This window comes from Campylobacter concisus (assembly GCF_001891085.1).
In the GTDB taxonomy this organism is placed as follows: domain Bacteria; phylum Campylobacterota; class Campylobacteria; order Campylobacterales; family Campylobacteraceae; genus Campylobacter_A; species Campylobacter_A concisus_O.
Map to the genome: position 1 here is coordinate 69662 of NZ_JXUP01000003.1, position 25943 is coordinate 95604.

The window sequence follows — 25943 nt, forward strand, 5'->3', positions numbered from 1 at the left end:
TTTTTCTAAATTCCTCTAAAAAAACGGCGTGATTTTTAAAAAAATCAAGCTGCGCTGAAGTGAGCCAAAAAGTCGCTCTTTAGCTTGCAAGCTACGTCAAAAAATTGATTAATGATAAATTTCTTGCGGTAGTTTTCACAAATTTGAGCCACAACCCTAGCAAGGTCGTAAAAATTAGCTTCACTAAGCCCCTTTGCACGAAGCAAAATTTCATCCACGCCAGCCTTGCAAAGTAGCTGTATCCTCTTTAAAAAGTCATCACCATTATAGCTTTCAAAGTCTGCAATGCAGAGAATTTTAAACATAGACATACTCGCTCATTAGTGGTTCTAGGCCGTTTGATTTTATCATTGCTTTTATCTCATCCACGCTTCTGTCGTCGCTTATCTCAAACTGCTCGTCGCCCTTTTTCTCTTCGCCGTGAGCGCCGATGCTTACTTTTACGCCAGCGCTTATCTTATTTGCGGCGATCTTTACGGCGTTGTCACGAAATTTTGCCTTTTCTCTGGTTGAGATCGTTATGCTAGCTGTTGGCATGAAAATTCTATAAGCACAGATCACTTGTAAAAGCTCGCGCTCGCCCACGTCACGCGGGTTGATGCGGTCGTTGTTTATGATAGGGCGAAGTCTTGGGCATGAAAATGCGATCTCTGCGTGCGGATACTTTTTTTGAACTAAGCTTGCGTGAAGTGCGGTCGCAAAAGCATCAAGCCTAAAGTCGTCTATGCCAAGAAGTGCCGCAAAGCCGACCCCTCTCATGCCTCCAAGAAGCGCTCGCTCTTGCGCATTTAAACGGTATGGAAAAATTCTTTTATTGCCACCAAGGTGGATTTTCTCGTATTTTGTGGGATTGTAGGTCTCTTGAAAGACGGTCACGTAGTCTGCGCCGCTTTTGTGAAGCAGGGCGTAGCCCTCAGAGTTTAGCGGGTAAATTTCAACCCCAACGACTTTAAAAAATTTCTTTGCCAAAGCGCAGGCGTTTGCGATATAAGCGACACTTGAGTTAGTCTCACTCTCGCCAGTTAGGATCAAAATTTCTTCTAAGCCACTCTTTGAAATTTCTCTTAGCTCCCTTGTGATCTCCTCGTCGCTTAGCTTTGCTCTTTTTATATTATTTTTAGCGTTAAAACCGCAATAAACGCAGAGGTTATCGCAATAGTTTGCTATGTAAAGTGGGGTAAAAAGCGTGATGTTTGAGCCAAAATTTGCCCTTGTTTTTGCTTGGGCGATCTGGGCTATTTGCTCTAAAAATGGCGCTGCAGCAGGCGAGAGCAGGGCTTTTAAATTTTCAAGTGAGCAGTGCTTTGCATTAAGAGCTGCTTTTACGTCTGCCTCGGTGTAAATTTCAGGCTTGTAGCTCGCGCGCTCTTTTAAAATCACATCCATAATGTCGCTACCAACATCCTGCATGTGAGGTAGCAGCTGCATGTGGTCGGTTCTTGTAAATTTCATCAGTCTAAAAATCCAGTGAGCGGCGATGAGGCATTTGCGCTTTTGCTCTTTGCGCCAAGGCCTGCTAGATAGGCGTTGCGACCAGCGATGATCGCCTCTTTAAAGGCTCTTGCCATGAGCGGGATATTTTTAGATGAGGCGATGGCTGTGTTTGCCATGATCGCAGCCGCTCCCATCTCCATCGCTTCGCACGCTTGTGATGGCCTACCTATGCCAGCATCAACTATGATCTGCGTATCAAGCTCGTTTATCAAAATCTCAATAATATCTTTAAAAACTAGCCCTTGGTTTGAGCCAATGGGCGCAGCTAGAGGCATTATGCAGCTTGCCCCTGCGCTTAGCATCGCTCTTGCGGCATTTAGATCTGGAAACATATATGGCATTGGCACAAAGCCGTCATTTGCCAAGGCTTCGCACGCTTTTATCGTTTCAATATTGTCTGGGAAGAGAAATTTAGAGTCAGTTATGATCTCTATCTTAACAAGCTCGCCGCATCCAAGCTCACGTGCGAGCTGGGCGATGCGAACGGCCTCTTTGGCATTTCTAGCGCCACTTGTGTTTGGCAAAAGCGTCACACCTTTTGGGATAAAGTCAAGTATATTTCGCTCTTTGCTCTCATTTATGCGCCTAAGAGCAAGGGTTAGGATCTGCGCTCCAGCCTCGTTTATGGCTGAGTCGATGAGCTCGTGCGAGTACTTGCCAGAGCCAAGGATAAAGCGGCTTTGAAACTCCTTGCCGCCAAGGATCAAGCTATCACTTTGCACTTACGCCTCCAAGCCCATAAGTAGCCTAATGGCCAAATTTGCCTCATGATTTGCACAGATCGCAACGCGCGGAGCCATGAGCCCCTGACCGATCTTTGCTTCATTTGTGAGGTCACCGCAAAGATAGACATTTTTGGCAAATTTTATGGTTTTTATGAGATTTGAGCTAAAGTATCCTGCCATACCAGAAGCGCCGATGATCTTTTTATCTTTTAGACTAGCACCTGCTTCATTTAGTATCATCGCCTTTCCAGCGACATTGTCAAAGGCCTCGCATAAAATTTCGCACTCGCCAAAGACGCTAGCTACGTTTTTTTCATCTAAAAATATATCGTGCGTTTCGACCTCGACAAAGGGATTTACATCATTTATCAGCTCTTTAAGTGCCTGCGTCTTTTTCATGCCGATGTGGCGGACGAAATACTGCTGGCGGTTTAGATTGCTTGGCTCAACGACGTCAAAGTCGGCAAGCACTAGCTTTTTTACGCCAACTCTAGCTAGGCTTAGCGCGATATTTGAGCCAAGGCCACCAAGTCCAGCCACGCCGATCACTGCCTTGCTTAGGGCTAAATTTAGCTCAGGGCTGTTTCGTGAAGCGATCATCGCGCGTAAAACTTCACGCTCAGGCATCACGCCACGCCTTATAAATACGACGTTTGAGCCATCTTTTAGCTCGCTATCTTCTTTTATAGCAAAGCCATCAACGATAAAAATGTCTGGCTTTGTCGCGTTAAATTTCTCTAAAAATTTATAAATTTCACTCTCTTTATCGCCAAGCGCAAGCTCTTTTAGCTCGCCAAGGCTCTTTACTGGCACCTTAAATTTTGCGCCATTTAATACAATCTCTATCATTTTCTCCTCATCCACCGCCAACTAAAGTGACGATCTCATAAGTTTTGCCCTCGCTCATAAAGCTTTCACGCCAAAGCTTTTTTGGCAAAATTTCTCCGTCTCGCTCAAGGGCTATAAATTTAAACTCATAGCCATTTTTTGCTAAAAATTCATAAACGCTGATATCGTTTTCAAGCTCGAAATTTTTGCCATTAATAGTAAATTTGATCATTAAATTTTGTAGCTTTTAACAAAATTTGCGATCCTCTCGATCGCTCTTTTTATGCTCTCGATGTCTGTCGCAAAGGAAATTCTAAAGTATCCCTCCATGCCAAAGCCCACACCTGGCACGGTGGCTACATTTGCCTCTTCAAGCATTTTTTTGCAAAATCTAAGCGAGTCACTATCTACATCTTTGCATTTTACAAATAGATAAAACGCGCCATCAGGTGCTACAACGCTTAGTCCCGGGATATCGTTTATCATTTTTGCAGCCACATCACGTCTTTTTTCGTACTCTTTTCTCATGTTTTCGATATCTTCGTCAGTTTCACCCAGAAGTGATGGTATTGCACCTATTTGCACGATCGAGCTGATGTTACTTGTGCTTTGACTTTGAAGCTTTTTGATGCCAGCGATGAGCCAGTCCATCGAGCTTGCTATATAGCCAAATCTCCAGCCAGGCATCGCTCCGCACTTGCTTAGGCCATTTATCGTGACCGTTCTTTTGAAAAGATCCTCGCTCACTGAGGCTACTGCGTGAAATTCTTTGCCGTAGATCACTTTTTCATAAATTTCATCGCTTGTGATGATGATGTCAGTGCCCTTTAGAACCTCGCCAAATGCCGCGATCTCCTCTTTTGTATATACAGCCCCAGTTGGATTTGTTGGGTGATTTAGTGAAAAGACTTTTGTTTTTGGTGTGATCGCTTTCTTTAGCTGCTCGGCTGTGATTTTGAAATTTGTACTCTCATTTGCCTCGATAAAGACAGGCACGCCACCACAAAATTTAACGATCTCAGGGTAGCTCACCCAGTATGGAGAAGGGATTATGACCTCATCGCCTGGGTTGATAAGCGCTTGAAATACGTTAAAAAGTGAGTGTTTTGCGCCGATATTTGTCACCACTTGGCTTGCTTTGTAGTCAAGTCCGTTATCTCTTTTTAGCTTTACTCTGATAGCCTCTATCACTTCAGGCAGGCCAGGCACTGGCGTGTATTTGCCACTTTTGCTGTCATTATCAAGTGCGTTTTTTACAGTTTCTCTTATCTTTTTTGGAGTCATAAAGTCAGGCTCACCAGCTGAAAGCGAGATCACATCGATACCAGCAGCCTTCATCTCTTTGGCTTTTGTGCTGATAGCGATTGTGATTGATTCGCTTAATGTTTGCATTCTGTTTGCTAGTTGCATTTTCGTCCTTTTTAGTTGATTGTCTTTAAGTAGCTATTATCATTTAAAAATAGATAAAGTTCGCCTAAAATTTGCTTCTTTTGTGTTTCGTTTATCAAAGTTGATTTTACTAAGCGCTCGTTTAGGGTGTCTTGGATCTCGTAGATATCATAGTCCATGTCTTCCATAATGTCTAAAATAGACTGGCTCTCAAGTAAATTTGTGATCTTGTAGCCATCATTTGAAAGCTCTATCGTGGCTTCTGTCGGATGGGTGAAGAGGTTGTGTTTCATGCCGATCACCTCTTGATATGCGCCAACTAGGAAAAATCCCAAGAAATAATCTTCTTTTTCCACATCCACGTCGTGCAAAAGTAGTGGGTTTTTCTCGTCATCATAGCTGATCTCGCCGTCGCTATCGCAGGTGATATCCCAGATCGAAGCTGGCAGAGTAGGGCGCTCATCGAGCCTATCAAGTGGCATGATAGGGAAATTTTGCTTTAGACCCCAAAAGTCTGGCAAGCTTTGAAAAATAGAGAAATTTAGCAAGTATCTCTCTTGCACTTCTTTTTGAATTTTAGTTAGATCGCTTGAGTTGCTCTTGTTGCCAAGCATCACGACAGCTTTTTTGCTAATGAGCCTTAAAAGCACCTCTGCGTTTGATCTATCTTGCAGATCGACATAGCCTAGGTCAAAAAGTGTGAGGATGCTCTCGGTGTGGTGAATGGCGTCGTGTAGGTATTCTAGGGCGTTTGAAGGCTTGATTGACTTGTAAAGATCAACTAGCTCGGTTATTAAATTTGGATTATTTTTCTTTAAATTTAGCTTCTCTTCGGTGTATTCTTGAGAAAATAGCTCAAGCACAGGGGCGACCAAAAGCGCGTGAGAAGCGGCGATGTAGCGGCCTGACTCTATAAAAATATCTGGCTCGATCTCCTTTTTTTGCTCGCTTATGGTTTTGAGCATATAAACAACGTCGTTTGCATATTCGTTTAGAGTATAGTTTCTGCTGCTTTCTTCTTTAAACTGCGAGTACTCGATCGCAAGGCCACCACCTAAATTTATCGCTTTTAAATTTGAGGCACCCATTTTTCTAAGCTCAGCGTAGATATTGCCAGCTTCGATGAGTGCTTTTTTGAGCGGGTGAATTTCGCTTATTTGAGAGCCGATGTGAAAGTGTATCATCGTGAAATTTTCGAGTAAATTTGCCTTTTTTAGCATCTTTACAGCTTCTATTAGCTCTGTTGATGTTAGGCCAAATTTAGAGTGTATGCCACCACTCTTTGCCCAAAGACCCGATCCTGTAGAGTGTAGTCTTACTCTAAGTCCGATCTTTGGTTTTGGTTTGAAGCGCTCTTTTGCGATGGCGATTATCGCTTCAAGCTCGTTTAAGCCCTCGATCGTTAGCGTGATGTTGTGTCCCATCTCAGCGGCGATAAAGCCTATATTTATCATCTCTTTATCTTTAAAGCCATTTACGGTTATTGGAGCTTTTTCGTTATTGTAAGCCATAGTTAAAAGTAGCTCAGCCTTACTGCCAGCTTCAAGGCCGTAGTTGTAGGGCTTGCCAAGGTGCACTAAATTTTTTACAAAGCCAGGATATTGATTCACTTTAAGTGGAAATACGGCATTAAAGCTGCCTTTGTAGGCAAATTCTTTCTTTGCTTTCGCAAAGCTTGCGTGGATCTGCTCAATCTGCTTTTGGATAAGGTGTGGAAAGCGAAGCAGTAGTGGCCCTCTATATCCGTCGTCTCTTATCTCTTTTACGATGTCGATGATCGCTGGTTTGCTGGCTGCATTTATACAGACTTTGCCATCTTCTATAATAAAATTTGAATTGCCCCAAATGCTAAGTCCAAAATCATTCATCCCAGCTCCTTTTCAAGCTCATCTAAATTTATCGTTTTTTCATCTTTGGTCTCTAAATTTTTATACCAAATTTTATTCTCTTTCATCTCGTTTTCGCCCACGCAAAGGAAAATTTTTGCATTTTTATTGTCGGCATTTTGCATATGTTTTTGAAGCTTTTTAGCTTCATAAGAAATTTCAACCTGATATTTTTTGCGAAGCTTTGAGCCAAGCGCATAGATAAAGTCTAAATTCGTCGCATCAAGCGCACAAAGATAAATTCCAGCTCGCTCATCCTCAGCTTCACCTAAAATTTCCATTATCCTCTCAACGCCCATCGCAAATCCAACGCCATAACTTGCTCTACCGCCAAGGTACTCTACGAGCCTGTCGTATCTGCCTCCGCCCGCGACTGCGCTTTGTGAGCCTATCTCATTGCTGATAAACTCAAAAGCCGTCTTGCAGTAGTAGTCTAGCCCACGAACAAGCTTAGTGTCTATCTCAAATTTAACGCCATTTGCCGTTAAAATTTCTTGCAGTTTTTCAAAGTCAGCCTGCGCCTTATCGCTTAAGCTATCAGTGATAACTGGGGCATTTTTATAAATTTCTTGGCAACTCTCAACCTTGCAGTCAAGCACGCGGATAGGATTTAAAAGCTTGCGTCTTTTACAGTCCTCGCAAATTCTGTCGTCATTTTCATCTAAAAATTTAACGAGCTTTTCTTTGTAAGACTTCATCGAGCTCTCGTCGCCAAGGGAGTTTATTTTTAGGGTTGTTTTTATGTTTAGTCTGTTAAAAATTTCGCTCACCATCAAGATAATGCTCGCATCCTCATAGACGCTGCCCTCGCCAAAGCACTCACAGCCAAACTGGTGAAATTCTCTCAAACGGCCTTTTTGTGGGCGTTCGTAGCGAAACATCGAGCCGTGATAAAAGCAGCGCTTTGTCACATTTGCCCTGTCAAGTTTTGCCTCGATAAAGGCTCTAACCACGCCAGCTGTGCCCTCAGGACGCAAGCAAACGTCGTTGCCGCCTTTGTCTTCAAACTGATACATCTCTTTGCCAACAATGTCACTGCTCTCGCCGACACTTCTTTTAAAAAGTGCTGTCTCCTCGAGGTGTGGGGTCAAAATTTGCTCATATCCGTAGTTTTTTGCGACTTCCTCGCAGGTTTTGATTATCCGTGCGTAAAGTTTAGCGCGAGCTGGAAGCATATCTTTCATGCCACGAAGTGCCGTTATCATCGCATTATCCTTTTTTTATTTTTTTGTGATTTTACTTAAAATTTATAAAATTTTCTATCTCTTTTGAAATTAGCTCTATGCTTTTAGATGCGTCTATAAAAAGCGTCTCAAAGCCATTTTTAATAAGAATTTGTTTCATCAGGCTTTGCACTTTTAAAAGATACTCTAGCCCGCGAGCCTCGATCTTATCGCTGGTGCCTCTACTTTTTAGGCGCGAGCTTATAAGCTCATGACTTGCTTCAAAAAAGACTATTTTGTCTGCAAATTTATCATTTAGTGCAAATTTATTAAGCTCTAAAAGAACGTTTTCATCTAAGTTTTCATCATTTGCCAAAGCGTAGGCGATGCCAGAGATAAAGCCTCTGTCGCTTAAAATCAGTTTGCCTAAATTTGGAGCGACTAGCTTTTCAAAATGCTCAGCCCTGTCAGCTAAAAAAAGTAAAATTTCAGCCCTTTTGCCTATTTTTATGCTTGAGCTTAGTAAAATTTCTCGTAAATTTTCACCAAGCTGCGTGCCACCTGGCTCTTTTGTGACGATGGCATCACTAAATTTAGAAGCTAAAATTTCTATCTGCGTGCTCTTGCCAACGCCGTCAATGCCCTCAAACAAAACATACATTTTACGCCTTTAAATTTTTAAGAATTTTTGCTGGCACTAGGTTGCTCACATCGCCGTCGTGGCGCAAGACTGAGCGGACGATCGAGCTTGAGATGAAGGCGTTATTTAAGCTTGGCATAAGATAAACCGTCTCAAATTCGTCCCAAAGTGCAGCGTTTGCGTAGCCGATTTGTAGCTCATACTCAAAGTCACTAACCGCGCGGAGTCCCCTGATGACGGTGTTTATACCGTGTGATTTAGCAAAATCAACAAGTAAGTTATCAAAGCCAAGAACGCTTACGTTTTTTAGCTCACAAACTGCCTCTTTTGCCATCTCTATGCGCTTTTCATGTGCGAACATCGGCTGTTTGCTGTCACTTTTTGCGACTGCGACGATTACCTTGTCAAAAATTTTTGTAGCTCTTATGATAACGTCCAAATGGCCGTTTGTTATGGGGTCAAAGGTCCCTGGATAGATGCAAGATTTTTTCAAATTTGCCACCTTTTGTAAAGATTATTTTGGATTTTTAAGGCATCAAGCCACTTGCCGATGATGAAATTTTCCATATCAAGAAGGCTCTTTATGCCTGCGTAGTAGCCCAAAACTGGTGGAGCAATGATGGCTCCAAGAGATGAGAGAAGCTGCATCTGAGAAAGCGTGATCGTAGAAAACGGCATCTCTCTAACTCCCAAAACTAGCCTTTGTCTCTCCTTTAGCGCGACACTTGCAGCTCTTGTAATGAGCGTGTCGCTTATACCATTTGCGACCTTTGCCAAAGTATTAGTAGAGCAGGGCGCTATGATCATAGCATTCGTGCCAAACGAGCCTGATGCTGGGCCTGCGCTAAGGTCTTGATCATCATAAATTTTCACGCCAAGATCATTTAAATTTAACTTCAAATTTTCTTCAGCCTCCAAAACTTTCAAGGCATTTTTACTAACTATGACATGAGCCTCGCAACTATCTTTGGCAGCCTTGACAAGCTTTAAAAAGAATCCAGCCCCGCTTGCTCCAGTGGCTGCAAAAACTACCTTTTTCATCTTATCACTGCCTCATCTTTACCTGAAACTGTAGCCTGTAAAATTTTATTATCTTTTGTTCTTATTTTTATCATATCGCCTAAATTTCCATCCTCAAGTGCCTTTACTTCAGCTATTATCTTAACGCCATCCTCGCTTAAAACCGCATTTAGCATTTGACCTTTTTTGACTAAGCTTATGGCGTTAAACTGACGCTTGGTTAAAATTTCGCCACTTTTTATCTGTACTTTTGTGACAAGCGTTGAGGCACTAAGTCCAAAGAGTGCGTCACGTGGCCATTTGCTAAACTCGATCATCGTTGGTTGATAGTCAAGCAAGCTTAAAATGTGGTTTGTATTTATTGAATTTATAGCGATAAAAACTGGCATTTTGGCGTTAAAGCTAAATTTAAAATAAAGGCTCTTTAAGCTTAGATCAACGTCCTCAAATGAGGCTCTAAAGACGCCTTTTTGGCTATTTTGATCGTTTAAAAATATATTTTTAAAAACTAAGTCTTTAAAATTTGCTGGAAGTTTATTTTGTGGACTGATGCTAAGATCACTTATGCTGATACCTGGATATTCATCACTAATTGATCTTAAAAATTGCATTTGAATCTCATCCATGATAGAGCAGTTTTTTACAAAAGCAACGCTTCCACCGCTTTTGTCATTATATGTTTTAAAATTTGCTGTTAGAATTTCATAGAGTCTTTTGCTATCTATCTTGGCAGCTCTTTTGCCCTCTAGGTTTAAAATTTCATTGTCTTCGCCTTCAAAGCCAAAAGTACTAAGTGAAATTTGATCATTTACAACGCAATACATTGGATAGATACTGACTTCATTTGCAAAAAGTTTTGTGGAAAATAAAAAAATGAGTATAAAAAAGATGGAGCGGGAAACGAGATTCGAACTCGCGACCCCAACCTTGGCAAGGTTGTGCTCTACCCCTGAGCTATTCCCGCAGTTAAAATGAAGTCCGCATTCTATCAGATTGTTTTTCATTTGTCAAGATTTTATGGAAGTTTTATAAGAGAAATTTCACTATTTTGCAAAATTTCGCTTTGATCTGGGCTAGTTAAAAAAATAAAAGTGCTTTTTAAAATATGATCTATCATGCCAGAGCCGTATTTTCCACCATTTGTTGCTATAAATTTATCATTTTCAATATTTCCAAAAATGGCATTGATCCTACCTGATTTTACCTTTAAATTTTGCGCATTCGTAGTATTTTGCATCACAAAGCAATCCTCTCTTAAAAGAGGCAAAACAAGCATCATCATGCAAACATAAGCTGCCATAGGGTTTCCAGGGAGCACAAAGACAAGCTTGCCATCTTTTTCATAAGCCTTACAAGGTCTGCCAGGTCTTATATCAAGATGTGAGAAAATTTCATTGTATCCAAGCTCACTTAGAGCTATTTTCATAAAGTCAGCCTCACCAGCGCTTGCTCCACCAGAGCAGATAATAATGTCATAGTTTGTAGTATTTAAAAACGCCTGTTTTACGGCGTCTAAATTATCTTTTATGATGCCAAGATATGAGCTATCTTGCCCAATAGAACTTAAAAGTGCAGCGATGCCAAAGGCATTTGCATTGTAAATTTCATCCTCGCTCGCTCTTTGCCAAGGCTCGATGATCTCGTTTCCACTTGAATAAATTCCAACACTAGGCTGTTTTTTAACATTTATAAAACTTATGCCCTGAGCTGCTAGCATCATCACGCTTCTAGTATTTAAAATTTCGCCACTTTTTAGGAGAATTTCACCTATTTTTGCCTCCTCGCCTTTAAAGCGGTAAGCGTCACCTTTTTTAAGCTTTTCTGGTGCTTTTACAAACTCACCCTCAACCACACAATCTTCAAATCTCATGACCGTGTCAGCACCCTTTGGCATCTTTGCGCCTGTCATTATCTTCACGCACTCGTTTTTGCCGATTATTAGCTGCTCTTCATCGCCTGCAAAGGCACTTGCAACTATTTTATATGGCTTGTCTTTATCTTCAAATTTCACAGCAAAGCCATCAAGCGCAGAGTTATCAAAACATGGCAAGTCTTTTACCGCCACTACATCATTTGCCAATGTTTTACCAAGAGCCATGATGATAGGTAAAATTTCACTATCTATTTTTAATTTGAACTTAGATTTAAGCGCATCTAATGCATCATTTAGTAGCATTTTTACTCCTCAAGCCTAATAATATTTGCACCAAGGCCTTGAAATTTCTCTTCTAAATTTTCATATCCTCTATCAAGGTGATAAATTCTATGTACCAAGCTTTCGCCATTTGCTATAAGAGCAGCTAGTATCAGCGCTGAGCTTGCTCTAAGATCTGTTGCCATTACATCGGCTGCGTTTAGCTTAGCTGGCGCATAAACACTTGCGATATGCCCATTTAATTTAATATCTGCTCCCATTCTAGCAAGCTCACTAACATGCATAAAGCGGTTTTCAAAAAGTCTCTCATCTATCGTACTAACGCCATTTGCTGCAAGGCAAAGCGCCATAAATTGAGCTTGCATATCTGTTGGAAAGCCCGGATACTCAGTGGTTCTTATCTCCACTGGTTTTATCTCTTTTGCTGGCAATATCGTGATCTTATCGCCGTCTACTTCGATACCAAAGCCCATCTCTTCAAATTTATTTAAAATGGCTGTCATGTGTGCAGCATTTGCCTTTGTGACTGAAATTTTGCTATTTGTTATAGCTCCAGCACAAAGATATGTGCCAGCTTCGATCCTATCAGGAATTACTTCAATATCGCAAATTTCAAGCAATTTTTGGCCACTTCCAGTTATCTTTAGTTCACTTGTGCCGATGCCTTCTATTTTAACGCCACTCTTAGCCAAAATTTCACAAATTTGTACCACTTCAGGCTCAAGCGCTACGTTTAAAAGCTCTGTCGTACCGTGCGCTAGAGCTGCAGCCATGATGATATTTTCGCTGCCAGTTACGGTGATCTTATCAAAAACGATCTTTGCGCCTTTTAGGCCATTTGGCGCTGTTGCAATGACGTAGCCTTGCTTTATTTCTATATTTGCTCCCATTTTTTCAAGCGCATTTAGATGCAGATCAATAGGTCTTTGTCCGATCGCACATCCTCCAGGTAGGCTCACTTCGCAGTGGCCAAAGCGTGCAAGAAGCGGTCCAAGAGTTAAGATAGATGCTCTCATCTTTCTAACGATGTCATAATTTGCAGTAGTTGAGCTTACACTGCTTGTGTCTATGCTTAGTGAGTTTTTATCTTTAAATTCGCACTTTGCTCCTAGGTTAGTTAGCAGTTGGCAAAGCGTTTTTATATCAGCGACATTTGGGATATTTGTTAAATTTACACTTTTTTTTGCAAGTAAGGTTAGGGCGATGATCGGTAGAGCAGCATTTTTGGCACCGCTTATTTTTACTTCGCCACTTAATTTGGCATTTCCTTTTATCTTTAAATAGTGCATCATTGTTTTTTTGCCTTAAGAAAATATGTTTTTTGCCGATATTATATTGCTTTTTAACTTAGAATAAAGAAAGCAAAGCACTATTTCCGGTTCATTTACGTTTAAAAGTTAAAATTGCAAACATTAAAATTTTGGATATAAATATGTCAAATTCAATAAATAAAAAAATCTTTTTTATTCTTAGCATTATATTTTTTACAGGTTGTTCTTTTACCTCTAATCAACCGACAACTCCGCAAAATGAAACAAATCAAACCGTAACTTCAAGTGTTGATTTTAGCGAGCAAATGATTGGTGAAATCATAGATGAAGATAATGATAGAGAAGATAAAAAATTTGGTTCTTTTTTTAAAAAATACCTAAATACAAGAGCTGGCGGTGATTGTTCAGGATTCGTTTCTATCGTAAATGCAAAGTATCAAAATATGTATTTTGATGAAAAGACAATAAATCGCTACTACGATAATGGCGGTAGAAAGTCAAAAGCGATCTATAATTTTTATGAAAGTAAAAATTTAATTACTCATAAAAATCCAAAAATAGGCGATCTTGTATTTTTCTCAAATACTCTTGGCAAGGGTGTTCAGAAAAATAAAGATAAGAAAAATATCACTCATGTCGGCATAGTTACAGCTGTTCTTGGCGATGAGACGGTAAAATTTATACATAATTCTGGCGGAAAGATAATTCATAGCTATATGAATCTAAAACAAAAAAATGTGCATCTAAAAGGAAATCAAGAGATAAATAGCTACCTTGTAAGATGTTCAAACTCAAGTTGCTTGGCAGCAAATAGATTTGCTGGATATGGCAAAGCAAAATAAATCAGAAATTTTTACTAAAAACCTTTTAAAACAAATACTAGGCTCAAATTTTAAGCATTATTTATATAAATTTAAACTCGTAAATACAGATTTATATAAAGAGAAAATATGAATTTTTACGATGAAATTTGGGAAATTTTAAATGAAGGCGAGATTGGGCTTAAATTTTTAAAATTTGAGCTATTTTATGAGAAATTTAAACGAGATTTTAATATAAATTTTTGTGAAAGCTCTAAACCAAATGAGCTAATAACGCCTAGCTATGCAAAATTTTGTGAAGTAATTAGCATGAAAGAGCTAAACAAAAAAGTAAAGCCAAAGGATAAAAATTTAAATTTTATCCATTCGGTAGCTCATATTGAATTTAATGCTATTGACATCGCGCTTGATGCTTGTTATAGATTTAGAAATTTGCCAAGAGAATTTTATGAAGACTGGCTAGAAGTAGCTGAAGATGAGATCAGACACTTTTGTATGATAGAGAATTTGCTCTTAAAGCGTGGCGGTATATACGGCGAGCTAAGTGTACATGATGGGCTTTTTATCGCACTTCAAAAGACTTCAAGTAGTCTAACTAGCCGTATGGCGCTACTGCCAAGATATATGGAGGCAAATGGGCTTGATGCAAACGCTCATATTATAAAAAGGCTTGAAGGCGAGGGCGGAAATGAAGAGCTTATTGAGTGCCTGAAAGTCATCTTAAAAGAAGAAATCTCTCATGTTTATAAAGGCGATAAGTGGTTTAAATTTTCTTGCAAAAAAGAGGGCATTGACGAAAATAGCTACTTTGACATTATCTTAAGTTTATATCCAAATTCATTTAAAAATGTTAGAGAGATCAATGAGCAAGATCGCTTAAAAGCTGGATTTAGTAAAGAAGAGCTTTGCTTGATAAAGAATTTCTCAAAGGAGAGATAGTGAGTAAAATTTATTTCATAAGACATTCAAAAGCGGTTGATGAGAATAAGGACGGAGCTAAAGATGCTTTAAGGGAGCTTAGTCAAAAAGGCAAAGAAGACGCTAAATTTATGGCAAACAGACTAAAAATGTATGATGTGATGCCAGGGGCTATCTTTTCAAGCAGTGCTAGAAGGTGCGAGCAAACGGCAAAGATTATCGCTAAAACTTTAAAATTTAAAGAAGAGACCAGTCTTATAGATGAGCTTTATGATATAAGTTTTGAAGATCTTTTAAAATTTGTTAAAAATATAAATGAGAGTTTGGATGAAATTTTTATCATCACGCATAATCCAAGCATAACTGAAATTTGCGAGTATTTAAGCGATTCATCAATAGACAATATCCCAACTTCTGGAATATTTTGCGTTGAGTTTGGATGTAAATTTAGTGAGTTAAAAGAGGGTAGTGCAAAAGCGTTATTTTTTGACCACCCCAAAAAACATCAAAGATAATTTAACACTTTAGTTTTTATCTTTAAAAATTTCGTTATACGAAGCAAAAATTTGCTCGCTTAGATCTTCTATTTTTTTAGACTTATCAACAAAATAATTTAAATTTTGTTCATTATAGCCAGAAGCTGACTTCTCGAGCAAGAGTTTGATTTCATTATTTAGCGACGATGTAAGCTCTTTTGACTTATCAAAATTTTTATTTTGCTTGTGTTCACTTATACTCTCGTTCTCATACCAGTCTAGCAGGTTTTGTGCTAAATTACGTATTTCCTCGCTGTATCCTTGCTCGTTTATAAGATCAGAGTACACTTTAGTTTTGTAAGCGATTTGTGAAATTTTTGCGATTATGGCAAAGGTTTTATTTTCGACATATTTTGATGTTTGAGCAGTATTTTGTGCGTTTGCATTAAACTCGCTCAATACCTTTTTGAAATTTTCTACATTTTGTGTTGTTAGTTTAGAAATTTCATCGATTTTTTTAGAATTTTCATCGATATCATTTACCTCTTGCTGAAGCGTTTTTATATTAACTTCTATGTCGCTTGCGGCTTTTTGTGTGTTTTCAGCTAGCTTTCTTACCTCATCAGCAACTACCGCAAAACCACGTCCGTGCTCTCCTGCACGAGCAGCTTCAATGGCGGCGTTAAGAGCAAGTAGATTTGTCTGATCGGCAATATCTTTTATTAAATTTAAAACAGAGCTTATTTCAGAAGCCCTAGTGCTTAGCATACCAGTAGCATTTGAGCAGCTTTGTACTAGACCATCAAGCTCTCCCATGTTTTGACTAAGTTCGACGATATTTGACATATTTTCTCTTGCTATTTGTGCAGTTTGTTTAGCATCTGTTGCTGTTTGGCTTAAATTTTTGATACTTTCATTTAGATCATCTCTTACATAATTTATGCCATTTATACCGTTTCCAAGTTTGTCAAGCTCGCTTGATAGAAGACCTCTAACCTTGCTTTTTTGGCCGTCTTTTATGCCTGTGACACCCCTGCTCATAGATATGGCATTTCGTTTAAATAAACCCCTAAACCCTTCTACAAATATATTTCTATATGTTTTTGAGTTTTGTGCAGCTTGGACTGAGGTTGAAATTTCACGTTGAAGTGCTTCAACTTGATCTAACAAATCATTTATGCCAAGGGCGACTTCATACATCTCGTCCTTTTCTCCAACATTTACAATGCGAGGCTCTAGTATGCCATTGCTTGCCGATTTGACAACACTTAAAATCTCATTTATTGCATTTGATTTTTTCTTAAACATATCTAGAACCTTTGCAAGTTGTTTATAAATTCATCATAGCTTGTTGATTTTTCTTCCAAAAATTTTAATAAATATTTTTTAGATGCTTCAATACCGCCATCTCGTTCTAGTTCAAGTAATTTTGCATAAAGTGGTTTTATGATCTCTATTGCTTTTGCATTTGGCTTACGTCTAACAGAATAGTATCCAACGATATTATCTTGCTGATCAAGCGAGGCTGTGATATTGCCAAATACCCAGTAAAATCCACCATTTAGAGTTTTATTTTTAATAAAGGCAAAAATTTCCTCTTTATTTTGTATACGTTCCCAAAGTAGCTTGAAAATAACTCTTGGCATATCAGTGTGCCTTATTATATTGTGCGGTTTTCCCAAGAGATCACCTTGTTTTACTCCTACGATATTTAAAAAAGGCTCGTTACAATAAGTGATCCTTCCTTTTGTATCCGTTTTTGAAACTAAAAATGCGTTCTCATCAACGCCATATTCTCTTTCTATAGGCATTTTACTCCTTTAAATGTTGATTTAATTTTTAACAGCTTTTGCCATATCCCACATTGGCATAAATATACCAAGGGCGAGCAAAAGCACCATAGCTGCGATAAATATTAGTAGTATCGGCTCAATATAGTTTGAAATATTATCAATAATATCATTAAATTTCACTCTATAATAATCAGTAACTTTTTGTGTCATGTCGTCTAAGCTACCACTTTGTTCGCCAGCACCTATCATCTGTATAAGCATACCCTCATAAAGCCCAGTTTGCCTAAAGGCCTCGGTTAAGCTTATGCCGCGACCAACTAGTACTTTTACAGCAGTTAGTTTATTTCTTATGTCTTGATTTGAAACAGTTACAACGGCGGTATCTAGTGCATCAGCGATAGGAAGTCCAGCGCGAACAAGCTCTGTAAATATTAGATTAAACCTACTCATATTTGCAAAAAATATTATTTTGCCCACAAGATAGACTTTTAGTAGATATTTATCGACCTTATCCCTAAAATTTTCATCATTTGAATATTGCCTTTTTAGCAAAAAAGCAAATGCGACAAGAACAACTATTATGTATATACCGTAATTGCTCATTATGTATTCAATGTTTAGTAAAATTTTAGTAGGAAGAGGTAGGTCGGCATTAAGCTGGCTAAAAATTTCTCGAAATTGTGGAACAACTGATGTCATGAGCACAATAAAAGCCAAAATTATAGAGCATATTACGGTTATTGGATACCTTATAGCTTTTTTAAATTTTTGTTGGTTATCCCAGACTTCTTGCAAGATAGAAGCTAGCTTTGATAATGCATCAGCCATATTACCAGTGCTCTCTCCAAGCCTTACCATAGCGACAGTGACATCGCCTAGCTCTTCTTGAAAATTTTCTATACTTTGAGTTAAACTTGCACCTTGATTTAGGTCTTCATCTAGCGTTTGAAATATTGTTTTTAGCCTTTTATCCTCAGTAGCATTTGCTGTCTCTTTTATGCCATCATGTATTGATATACCAGCATTAGTCATAACGCTAAGTTGCCTTATGGTAGCGACTAGAGCTGGAATTTTTACTTTTGAAGAAGAGAATATTTTGTTAAATTTTTCTTGCAAGTCCAAAAAATCATTGTTGATACTTGAAACCTGAGTTTCTTTGATCTTTACTATCATGCCTTGAATATTTGCGCGATTTTTAACATCATTTTTGCTATTGGCCTTTAGGCTCATCTTTTGGCGTTTGCCATCTTTTATATATTCTATTTCGTAAAATTTCATATCTTGGCAACTCTATATACTTCTTCGATTGTTGTTACACCATTTGCTGCGCGTATAACGCCATCATGGAACATATCTATAAAGCCTTCGTCATAGGCGGCCTTTTTAAGCTCTTCTTTTGAAGTGTTATTTGCTACGATACTTGCTATATGATCGCTGATAGATAATATTTCGCTTATCATTTCACGCCCTAGATATCCAGTTTGTGAGCAGTGTTGGCAACCTATGCTTTTATAAAATTGATAATCTTCAGGAAGAAATTTCTTAATCTCGTCAAGAGCTTTTTGAGATAGCGTGACTTTTTGTTTGCAATACGGACAAAGCTTTCTTACAAGCCTTTGAGCCTCGATGCAAACTAGTGCGCCACTTACTAGATATGGCTCAATACCCATATCAACCATACGAGGTAAAGCGCTAATAGCGTCGTTTGTATGAAGTGTAGAAAAAACCAAGTGACCAGTTAGTGCCGCTTGAATTGCGATCCTAAGCGTCTCTTGATCTCTGATCTCACCTATCATGATAATATCTGGATCTTGCCTTAAAATAGAGCGAAGAGCTGATATAAAAGTAAGCCCAGCCTTCTCATTTACATGTACTTGTTGGATCATATTTAGCTGATACTCGACCGGATCTTCAACGGTAATAATCTTAGTTTTTACACTTTTTATGTCATTTAATGCACCATAAAGTGTAGTCGTTTTTCCTGATCCTGTCGGACCAGTAACTAGGATGATGCCGTAAGGTGCTTTCATGCTCTTTTTAAATTTAGCAAAGTTATCTGGATGCATACCGAGGTCTTCAATGTTTATGATAACTTTTGATTTGTCCAAAATTCTTAAAACTATGCTTTCGCCGTTTAAAATAGGTAGTGTAGAGATACGGAAATCGTACTCTTTATCTAAAATTTGAGCTGAAAATCTACCATCTTGTGGGCGGCGGCGCTCCGCGATATCCATATTTGAAAGTAGCTTCATTCGGCTTACCATCGGCGGATAGATATCTTTATCAAATATAAATGTCTCACTTAGCATGCCATCTATTCTGCTTCTTACGATACAGTTTGTCTCGGTTGGCTCGATGTGAATATCGCTTGCTCTGCTTTGAATAGATGTTTTTAAAATTATCTCAATTAGCTTTAAAATTCCAGAGCTTTCTGTGCTTTGCCCTTGACTACTAGAGCTTGAAAGCTCTTTTCTGATCTCTGTAATAACGTCTTTAATGCTTTCATTAAGAGCTATTTTGTTTATATATTTTTCTATCTGGGCTGGATCGGCGCAAGCTACTTTTAATAGCTTTCTGTTAAATAAATTTTGAACTTTATCCTGAATGATCACATCAAAAGGATTTTTAAAAGCAACATAAACGCTTATCTCATCTTCTTTTACAGGGATCGCATTATATGATTTTAGCTGCGAGGTGCTTAGCTTTTCACTGATACGGTAGTCGATATCTATATCATCAAGATCAAAAAATGTGATTTTAAATTTATCACATACATATTGAATGAAGCGCTTTTGATCTATCTGAAGGCTAGTTGAAATTTCATCAATGTCAGTGTGTCCTCTTCTATAAATATCAGATAGAATTTCAAAAAAAATCTCTTCTTCTAGCATATTTTCTTCAAGCAAAATAGCCAAAAGACTTTTTTTATTTATCTTTTTTATCTCTATAATCTTTAAAATTTGCTCATCATTTAGTTTATTAAGTTGCTCTAATGTTTTTAGCGTTAAATTTTCTAAATTATTCATCTCTTCTCTTTATCTATACTCAATCTGCGAAGTAAGATCGTCATTTTTAAAAATTTTTAAAATCATTTTTGCAAAATTTGGGCTAACGATTGTACTAAGTTCATATCTTGTGTCTGAATTTGGCTCTTCAAAAATAAATACGCCAAGCTCCTCAACGTATTCTTTTTTGACAAATTTATCAAATATAAATGAAAGAATGTAATCGCTCTTTGGAAGCCTAATATAACTTATATCAGCCCCATCTAAGATAGCATGAAGCAACAGCTTTTTTTTAAGCAATATATCTGCAAAATATGCTGCATTCTCTCTTGAGCTTTGCGTTTTTGATAGTTTGCTTGCTGGAAGAGCGAGCCTATCTATATCATTTGTTTTTAAGCAAGATATGCCAAAGATATTAAGAAATTCTTCATTTTGTGAATCTTTTAAAAGATCTTGTATTTTTTGATTACAAATTTTAGGATATTCAGCTTTTTCAAAATAACTTTTAATGTCAGCCGCCCCAAGTGCAAAGGCATTTAATGATAAAAATATAATAAGCAAAAATTTCACAACGTATCACTTTTTATCTTATTTATTAGCTCATTTATTTCTAGCTTATTTTTATTTTTATTATATTCTTCTAATGCGCGCAATGCGTCATCTTTTTGTTTTAGCATATATTTTGCCTTAGCAAACATAACCCAAGACTCCTCAATGTTACTATCTAAATTATTTGCCGATAGTGCCCATTTTATAGTGTCACTATATCTTTTATCTTGATAGCATTTTCTTGCTATTTTAAGGGCGATTTCTGGATTTTTATTTTTATTAAAATTTTCTTTTAGTATAGAAATTTCATTGTTTTCACTTGAAATTTGAATATCAATTTTTGGCTTTGCCTTTGGTTCTAATTCTATTATCTCTTCATTTGGTAAAGGCTGTTCATTTTGCATATTTTCATTTTCAGTTGGTAAATTTAGCTTTAACCAACCGCCACCGCTTCTTTGCTTTTTATCTGCTGTCTGCTCTTTGTTATCTTCATTTAATTTTATGGATTGTTCTAGCTTTTTGGCTATTTTCTCAGCAAGCTCATCTTGCTTCTTATCTGATTCAAACCTCTCTTTTGCTTGCTCGCTTTTTTGTTTGCCATCTTCTAAAATATTTTTGCTGACATTAGTTTCAGCAAAGGTTATGTTCTTTTCTTTTATATCTGTTTGTATTGTCAAATTTTTCTCAACTAAAGCTGGAGTATGATTTGTCTCTTTTTTGTTTTTAGCATTTGAGAAAAATAAAAAAGCACCAAAGATAAAAGCAATTAGCAAGATCGTAATTATTAAAAGACCTAGCTTTTTATGTGACAACAATTTTAAAAGGCTATTTTTATTCTTTTTTTCGTACTCTTCATAAAGCTTTTCTAACCTTTGAATTTCTTGTAATTCAAGCATGAATTATTCCTGTATCAAGTGCAGACATTGTCAAAATTTTAATATTTGAGTCCTCGCTACTTAATTTTGATGGCTGATTTTGTTCGTAATATTCACAAATTTCATAAAATTTATACATAATTTTATTTAGTGTGCGTAGATTTCCGCAACAAAGCTCATAGGCTTTGTTATAGTCTTTTTTCTGAAAATTTAGGTATTTATCGTAGCCTTTTTGTCCTATTTTTCTTTGCAAATAAACTATGATTTCATTCGTGTTTGCACTTCCAAGCTCTATGCTCTCCCAAATTCTAGTTTGAAAATAGTCCTTTGCTAACACATCTTCATTTTCAGTTTTATGAATCGTAAATAGAAATTTAAATAATCTTGTATCGGCCATTAGCCTTATTTTTTCGATCAATTCAGTAGGATAAAGTTGTGCTTCATCCAAGATAACGACTATTTGATTTTGTAAAATTTCATCTTTATTTTTAAATTCTTTTGAGTAGTGTGCAACAAAACTTTCAAAATTATTTATATTATCAAGTTTATTTCCGTATATATCTTCACAAAGAGCTTCTATAAATGTAGCCTCGCTAAAAAAAGGATGTGGGAAAAAAATTAATTTTTTATCCTTTTGAAGATCAGAGGCTATCTTGTTTAGCAAAAAAGTCTTTCCACTGCCAGGCTTGCCATAAAAAAGTATAAGTTTTAATGGCTTTTTTAGAGCCGAGACGATCTTATTGTAACAAGTGATTGAGTTATCTAGATTAACAAAATCAGCTACTTCGTCTTCGTTGATAAAGATATCTTTTATATCTGTATAAATATTCTTGTTATTCATAGATCGTTTTAGAAAAACCTAAGTCTTTTAATGATTGATTAAGTGGCTTTTTTTTGTCAAAATCAACTACATGAGGAGTGATGACAAAGATAAGTTCTGTTGTTTTTATATTGTCTCTTGTGCTTTTAAAGACACCACCTATAAGTGGGATATCAGAAAGAAGAGGTACGGAAGTATTGTTTTTACCCTTTGTCTGACCTATTAATCCACCAAGAATAATAGTATCACCGCTATCAACTTGAACAACAGTTGAAAGCTTCTTTTGCACTGTATCTGGAGCAATCTCTCTTAACGCATTTTGTCTTGTGTCGTCTTCAGCGTATTTAAAGTTACTAAGCGATGGATTGATTCTAAGCATGATTTTATTATTATCAGAGACTTCTGGTAGTAAATTTAATAATATGCCTATAAAAACAGAGTATTGTTTATAAGTAGTTGTTAGCCTATCACTATTGCTGTTTCCATTATCGGTTTTTTGTTGAACACGGTAGTTTATGTTATCACCAACTGAGATTAGAGCTTGCTGATTATTAAGTGTTGTTACTTTTGGACTTGATATAACCTTTGTCTTTCCATTTGTTTCAAGAAAATTTATCATTCCATCAAGGCTAAAATTTAAATTAGCTGCGATATTTAATGTACGTCCAAATCCATCGCTTAGGCTATTGCCTTTATTTGTCCAAGTTGCACTTGAGCTCGGATTGTTTCTTGAATTACCAATGTATGTATTAAATCCAAGTTCAAATTTACTCCAGTCAACGCCTTGTTTGTATTCATTATTTAATTCAACTGAAATAATAGAAACATCAATAATTACTTGTTTTTTTAGTCTTTTTTGCATTTCATCTATATATTTCTCGACACGCTTAAGTTGAGAAGGAGTAGCCGTAACAGTGATAAGGCCCGCATTTTGATTTATGATAGGATCAGGCGCTGTGATATGTTCACTACTATTATTTAAAATAGCTTTGAGTTCAGCATCTAGTTTTTCCCAAAAGTCAAACCTCTCAGTAGTTTTTATAAGGTTGCTTGAGCCTTGAGAACTATCATCTTGGGAATTATCGCTACTACTTGAACCACTAGAAATTTCAGATGGAGTGGCATCCACCGAAGCTTGGGTGACAGCAGTTCCTTCTCTAATAGAAGTTATATAATCTAGTTTAAAAATTTGAGTTTTTAAAGATGAAATTTTTAATACATTATTTGAAAACTCGTAGCTTAAATTTTTCTCACTTAAAAGCAGGTCAAAAACTTCGCTAAGACTCATATTTCTGATATTAACGCCAAAAACTTTATCTTTTAGCTCTGTCTTGCTATAAGTGTCCTTTGCAACAATACTAAAGTTACACATCTCTGAAAGCTGATTTAACACATCTACTAGCGCAACATCATCTGAAATTTTCATATTAAAATTCTTACTTAAACAACTACTTTCATTGGCACTAGCATAATTCATATTCAAGCAAATGAGTCCACCTATTATTAATATTTTATTTAATTTTAATCTCAACATTTTTACTTCCATTTTTTAAAATTAGCTCTTGTTTTTCATCGCCTTTTACTAAAAAGACACTATTTCTAGTAATATTGGCTATTTTGTAACCATCAACAATATCACCGACAGCATACCATTTGGAATCAATATTTGCTTTGTTTAATAAAATTGCTTTTAAACTAAGCCCTTTTGAAGCTTGAGTGATAATTGATGAATTTTGATCTGTTATCGTCTTGATAGGTTCTTGCTTAAAAGGATTTTTTATACTAGAAAGCTCAATATCGCTAAGACCGCTTCTTTTTTCCTTTATTTTTTCAAAAATTTTATCATAAGAGTCCATTTCCTCTTGAAGCTGATTAGCAAAAGCAATATTTAAAAATAAAAAAGCCAATAAAATTTTTATTTTCATTAGTATTTCATCCCCCAAACAGATATTGAGATCTTAGCGCCAAGCTCTTTTTGGGTAGAATTTACATCCATTTTATGAAGATCAACTACTAGCTTTGATTCTTCAAGGCCATTTATATATGAAAGCATATCTTTAAAACCTCCCAAAAATGTCAAGTCAATATTTAAAATTTGCTCAATTTTTTGGAAATTTGGCTCTTTTATATCACTTTTTAATTCTAAAATTTTTATATTATTTTGCTTTGCTAAAGATACGATGTTATCTAAAAAATTTGCCCAATTTTGATCGTTAAATAATAAAAACGATAGTTCTTTTAGCTTTGAGTCAAAATGAGCATTAAATTTTAAAACACTAGAGTATTTGCCTTTAAGCGTTTCAAGTATTTTTGACTCTTCATTTATTTTAAAATTTTTATCCCCACTAGGTGAGCTAGTCGATCTTAAATAATCTCTTGTTCTTGAAAGATCGTTGCTGATTTTAGTATGCGCATTAAATCTTTCATCATAAAAATCTTGCGACGGATCAAAGCAAAGCATATAAACAATATAAATAATGATTAAAGCTGAACCCAAAAAAATTATATTTGTTTCGCTTTGTTTTTTTGCATCAAAATACTTATCTATTTTACTTAAAACATCTTGTCTCATTGTCTAATCTCTATACTTATATTACTTTCATACTCGTTGTTTTGCCTATCTTCTTTAATTTTTTTTGTATTTACTGAATATTTAGGCATCTTGCTAATATCTTTTATTAGCTGCGTAATCCTTTTTTCATTATCGCTAACAACTGTTACTGTTAAATTTTTATCGTTGTTTTTAATATTTGTTATAAAAATGCTATTGTTGTTTATCATATCTGTAATTTCAAAAAGATTTAAACCTTTCATTACGTAGTGATCTTTTTTGTTTTCAATTTCTTGAAGCAACCCTTTTCTAAAATTTAACTTCTCTTCCTCTTTATCAGTTAATCCTTTTATATCATTTTGCTCTTTTTTTAGTCTTTCAAGAGTACTTCTTATTTGTGCTGCTTGTGCATTAAGAACATCAAGCTCATCGCTTAGTCTTTGCGAATCTGTTTCTAAAATACTACCAGCTATATAATTATAAAGTGGATAGGACATGCTTAGGCAAAAAGCAGCAGCACATGTCAGTATAAATTTACCACTTTTTCTTTTTGTGAATGGATCAGGTCTAAGCAAATTTGAGAAGTTAAAATCGGCATTAAAGGCCTCTTTTTTATAAAAATTTGCATACAAAGCCATCATATTATACCGTTCGCTAATGGCTAAATTTTTAGAATTTATTACAGTGCTTGTATTTAATTTCGTAGCATTTGTTCCAAGTTTTGTATTGATAAATTTTTCAAAACGCTCTATTTTATAGTCACAGTCAATATAGATATTTTTTATATTTATGCTATAGATTCTATTGACAACATTTATCGTGTCATTTACGTAAAATATGTAGTCCTCAAAAACAGTATTTAGATCGTAGCTAAAGCCTTCTTCATTGCTATCTAAAAGTCCTCTTGTTTTCAGGATATCCAAAAAGCTTTCTAGGCTTACTCTTTCGCCACTTTGCTCTATAAATTTATCTTTTAGATAATTTAGTGTGTATCTTAAACCTCTTGATGTAAGGTATTCTCCATTTACATAAATGCTTATAAATGCTTCATCGGCCCTAAATGTCAAAAAACAATCACTCTGAGTGCTAGGAAGTAAGCCTTTTTTATATATAGCACTATATAAAAGCGGCTCTACAACGACATAATCTATAAAAGGTACTCTTTTAGAAATATTTTTAAAAATTTTATTTATCGTTTCATTTGTAGCAATAAAAACATTAAAAATTCTATCTTCTTTTTCAACATTGCTTTCAAAATAAACTATTTTATAGTCAATTGCAGGATCAAGAGAGAGCTCTTCGTAAATTTTTATTGAGATATTGTTCTCAATATCCTCATCATCTATTGTTCTTGAGATATTTATGGTAGCTGTTATTATATCTTTGTACTCGATGTAAGATATAAAGAAGTCTCTTTTTAGAATATTCTTTGAGAGATTTAGCGTATCGACATTGCTATTAGAAAATCTAAAACCTTCATATTCATAAGGATCTAGCGTAACGATTGGATTATCGTTAATTTTTCTAAGCTTTAACATAAAAATTTACCTCATAATGCTCTAAT

General features: G+C 36.3%; 28 protein-coding genes and 1 tRNA gene. 3 read left to right on the top strand and 26 right to left on the bottom strand.

Going from position 1 to position 25943, the window contains the following annotated elements:
• Nucleotides 1-44: 44 nt before the first annotated feature.
• The 15 genes from TH67_RS10575 to murA form a co-directional block, all read right to left on the bottom strand.
• Complete coding sequence (locus tag TH67_RS10575) at nucleotides 45-311, bottom strand: thiamine phosphate synthase (RefSeq protein ID WP_257638019.1); 267 nt, start codon at nucleotides 309-311, stop codon at nucleotides 45-47.
• Nucleotides 298-1452, bottom strand: coding sequence for a 2-iminoacetate synthase ThiH (gene thiH / locus TH67_RS02385; RefSeq protein ID WP_072594197.1), 1155 nt, complete (start codon nucleotides 1450-1452; stop codon nucleotides 298-300). The genes TH67_RS10575 and thiH overlap by 14 nt, the downstream gene beginning before the upstream one ends.
• Nucleotides 1452-2216 (bottom strand): thiazole synthase, encoded by a 765-nt coding sequence (locus tag TH67_RS02390; RefSeq protein WP_002940904.1) that lies wholly within the window; start codon nucleotides 2214-2216, stop codon nucleotides 1452-1454. The genes thiH and TH67_RS02390 overlap by 1 nt, the downstream gene beginning before the upstream one ends.
• Entirely contained in the window at nucleotides 2217-3068 is an 852-nt protein-coding gene (gene thiF, locus TH67_RS02395) for a sulfur carrier protein ThiS adenylyltransferase ThiF (RefSeq protein ID WP_072594198.1), read from the bottom strand. It abuts the gene before it with no gap.
• Between the two features lie 7 nt (nucleotides 3069-3075).
• Nucleotides 3076-3279, bottom strand: a complete 204-nt coding sequence (thiS, locus tag TH67_RS02400) for a sulfur carrier protein ThiS (RefSeq protein WP_072594199.1) — start codon at nucleotides 3277-3279, stop codon at nucleotides 3076-3078.
• On the bottom strand, nucleotides 3279-4457 hold the full coding sequence (locus TH67_RS02405; protein ID WP_072594200.1) for a pyridoxal phosphate-dependent aminotransferase: 1179 nt from the start codon (nucleotides 4455-4457) through the stop codon (nucleotides 3279-3281). The genes thiS and TH67_RS02405 overlap by 1 nt, the downstream gene beginning before the upstream one ends.
• A gap of 11 nt (nucleotides 4458-4468) precedes the next feature.
• On the bottom strand, nucleotides 4469-6304 hold the full coding sequence (speA, locus tag TH67_RS02410) for a biosynthetic arginine decarboxylase (protein ID WP_072594201.1): 1836 nt from the start codon (nucleotides 6302-6304) through the stop codon (nucleotides 4469-4471).
• The gene (hisS, locus tag TH67_RS02415) at nucleotides 6301-7527 is read right to left on the bottom strand and encodes a histidine--tRNA ligase (protein ID WP_072594202.1); all 1227 of its coding nucleotides are present in this window, start codon (nucleotides 7525-7527) and stop codon (nucleotides 6301-6303) included. Before hisS ends, speA begins: the two co-directional genes overlap by 4 nt.
• A gap of 31 nt (nucleotides 7528-7558) precedes the next feature.
• Nucleotides 7559-8146, bottom strand: coding sequence for a dTMP kinase (gene tmk / locus TH67_RS02420; RefSeq protein WP_072594203.1), 588 nt, complete (start codon nucleotides 8144-8146; stop codon nucleotides 7559-7561).
• Between the two features lies 1 nt (nucleotide 8147).
• The gene (gene coaD, locus TH67_RS02425) at nucleotides 8148-8618 is read right to left on the bottom strand and encodes a pantetheine-phosphate adenylyltransferase (RefSeq protein WP_012001782.1); all 471 of its coding nucleotides are present in this window, start codon (nucleotides 8616-8618) and stop codon (nucleotides 8148-8150) included.
• Entirely contained in the window at nucleotides 8615-9166 is a 552-nt protein-coding gene (locus tag TH67_RS02430; protein ID WP_072594204.1) for a UbiX family flavin prenyltransferase, read from the bottom strand. The genes coaD and TH67_RS02430 overlap by 4 nt, the downstream gene beginning before the upstream one ends.
• On the bottom strand, nucleotides 9163-9969 hold the full coding sequence (gene flgA / locus TH67_RS02435; protein ID WP_072594205.1) for a flagellar basal body P-ring formation chaperone FlgA: 807 nt from the start codon (nucleotides 9967-9969) through the stop codon (nucleotides 9163-9165). The genes TH67_RS02430 and flgA overlap by 4 nt, the downstream gene beginning before the upstream one ends.
• Before the next feature lie 65 nt (nucleotides 9970-10034).
• Nucleotides 10035-10109 (bottom strand) — tRNA-Gly (locus TH67_RS02445).
• A gap of 51 nt (nucleotides 10110-10160) precedes the next feature.
• Nucleotides 10161-11321: a molybdopterin molybdotransferase MoeA gene (locus TH67_RS02450; RefSeq protein WP_072594206.1), complete on the bottom strand. Its 1161-nt coding sequence runs from the start codon at nucleotides 11319-11321 to the stop codon at nucleotides 10161-10163.
• A gap of 2 nt (nucleotides 11322-11323) precedes the next feature.
• Nucleotides 11324-12592, bottom strand: a complete 1269-nt coding sequence (gene murA / locus TH67_RS02455) for a UDP-N-acetylglucosamine 1-carboxyvinyltransferase (protein ID WP_072594207.1) — start codon at nucleotides 12590-12592, stop codon at nucleotides 11324-11326.
• Nucleotides 12593-12732: 140 nt separating this feature from the next.
• On the opposite strand from murA, the gene TH67_RS02460 reads away from it, so the two are divergent.
• From TH67_RS02460 to TH67_RS02470, 3 genes are all read left to right on the top strand, one after another.
• Entirely contained in the window at nucleotides 12733-13413 is a 681-nt protein-coding gene (locus TH67_RS02460; protein WP_072594208.1) for an NlpC/P60 family protein, read from the top strand.
• A 108-nt stretch (nucleotides 13414-13521) separates the two neighbouring features.
• Nucleotides 13522-14331, top strand: coding sequence for a ferritin-like domain-containing protein (locus TH67_RS02465; protein ID WP_072594209.1), 810 nt, complete (start codon nucleotides 13522-13524; stop codon nucleotides 14329-14331).
• The gene (locus TH67_RS02470) at nucleotides 14331-14825 is read left to right on the top strand and encodes a SixA phosphatase family protein (RefSeq protein WP_072594210.1); all 495 of its coding nucleotides are present in this window, start codon (nucleotides 14331-14333) and stop codon (nucleotides 14823-14825) included. The genes TH67_RS02465 and TH67_RS02470 overlap by 1 nt, the downstream gene beginning before the upstream one ends.
• Before the next feature lie 9 nt (nucleotides 14826-14834).
• On the opposite strand, the gene TH67_RS02475 is transcribed toward TH67_RS02470, so the two are convergent.
• From TH67_RS02475 to TH67_RS02525, 11 genes are read right to left on the bottom strand one after another with little or no spacing between them, the layout of a single operon-like run.
• Nucleotides 14835-16094: a methyl-accepting chemotaxis protein gene (locus TH67_RS02475; protein ID WP_072594211.1), complete on the bottom strand. Its 1260-nt coding sequence runs from the start codon at nucleotides 16092-16094 to the stop codon at nucleotides 14835-14837.
• A 2-nt stretch (nucleotides 16095-16096) separates the two neighbouring features.
• Nucleotides 16097-16597 carry a PAS domain-containing protein gene (locus tag TH67_RS02480; RefSeq protein ID WP_072594212.1) on the bottom strand — a complete coding sequence of 167 codons (501 nt, stop codon included), beginning with the start codon at nucleotides 16595-16597 and terminating at the stop codon, nucleotides 16097-16099.
• Nucleotides 16598-16618: 21 nt separating this feature from the next.
• On the bottom strand, nucleotides 16619-17857 hold the full coding sequence (locus TH67_RS02485) for a type II secretion system F family protein (RefSeq protein ID WP_072594213.1): 1239 nt from the start codon (nucleotides 17855-17857) through the stop codon (nucleotides 16619-16621).
• Entirely contained in the window at nucleotides 17854-19605 is a 1752-nt protein-coding gene (locus TH67_RS02490; protein ID WP_072594214.1) for a GspE/PulE family protein, read from the bottom strand. The genes TH67_RS02485 and TH67_RS02490 overlap by 4 nt, the downstream gene beginning before the upstream one ends.
• 9 nt (nucleotides 19606-19614) lie before the next feature.
• Nucleotides 19615-20154, bottom strand: coding sequence for a hypothetical protein (locus tag TH67_RS02495; RefSeq protein WP_072594215.1), 540 nt, complete (start codon nucleotides 20152-20154; stop codon nucleotides 19615-19617).
• The gene (locus TH67_RS02500; protein WP_072594216.1) at nucleotides 20151-21029 is read right to left on the bottom strand and encodes a hypothetical protein; all 879 of its coding nucleotides are present in this window, start codon (nucleotides 21027-21029) and stop codon (nucleotides 20151-20153) included. Before TH67_RS02500 ends, TH67_RS02495 begins: the two co-directional genes overlap by 4 nt.
• On the bottom strand, nucleotides 21022-21849 hold the full coding sequence (locus TH67_RS02505; protein ID WP_072594217.1) for an ATP-binding protein: 828 nt from the start codon (nucleotides 21847-21849) through the stop codon (nucleotides 21022-21024). The genes TH67_RS02500 and TH67_RS02505 overlap by 8 nt, the downstream gene beginning before the upstream one ends.
• The gene (mshL, locus tag TH67_RS02510; RefSeq protein ID WP_072594218.1) at nucleotides 21842-23362 is read right to left on the bottom strand and encodes a pilus (MSHA type) biogenesis protein MshL; all 1521 of its coding nucleotides are present in this window, start codon (nucleotides 23360-23362) and stop codon (nucleotides 21842-21844) included. Before mshL ends, TH67_RS02505 begins: the two co-directional genes overlap by 8 nt.
• A complete protein-coding gene (locus tag TH67_RS02515; RefSeq protein ID WP_180371715.1) occupies nucleotides 23340-23753 on the bottom strand; it encodes a hypothetical protein in 414 nt (137 codons plus the stop codon). The genes mshL and TH67_RS02515 overlap by 23 nt, the downstream gene beginning before the upstream one ends.
• Complete coding sequence (locus TH67_RS02520) at nucleotides 23753-24400, bottom strand: pilus assembly protein PilO (RefSeq protein WP_072594219.1); 648 nt, start codon at nucleotides 24398-24400, stop codon at nucleotides 23753-23755. Before TH67_RS02520 ends, TH67_RS02515 begins: the two co-directional genes overlap by 1 nt.
• Nucleotides 24397-25917, bottom strand: coding sequence for a C4-dicarboxylate ABC transporter (locus TH67_RS02525; protein ID WP_072594220.1), 1521 nt, complete (start codon nucleotides 25915-25917; stop codon nucleotides 24397-24399). The genes TH67_RS02520 and TH67_RS02525 overlap by 4 nt, the downstream gene beginning before the upstream one ends.
• Nucleotides 25918-25943 lie beyond the last annotated feature (26 nt).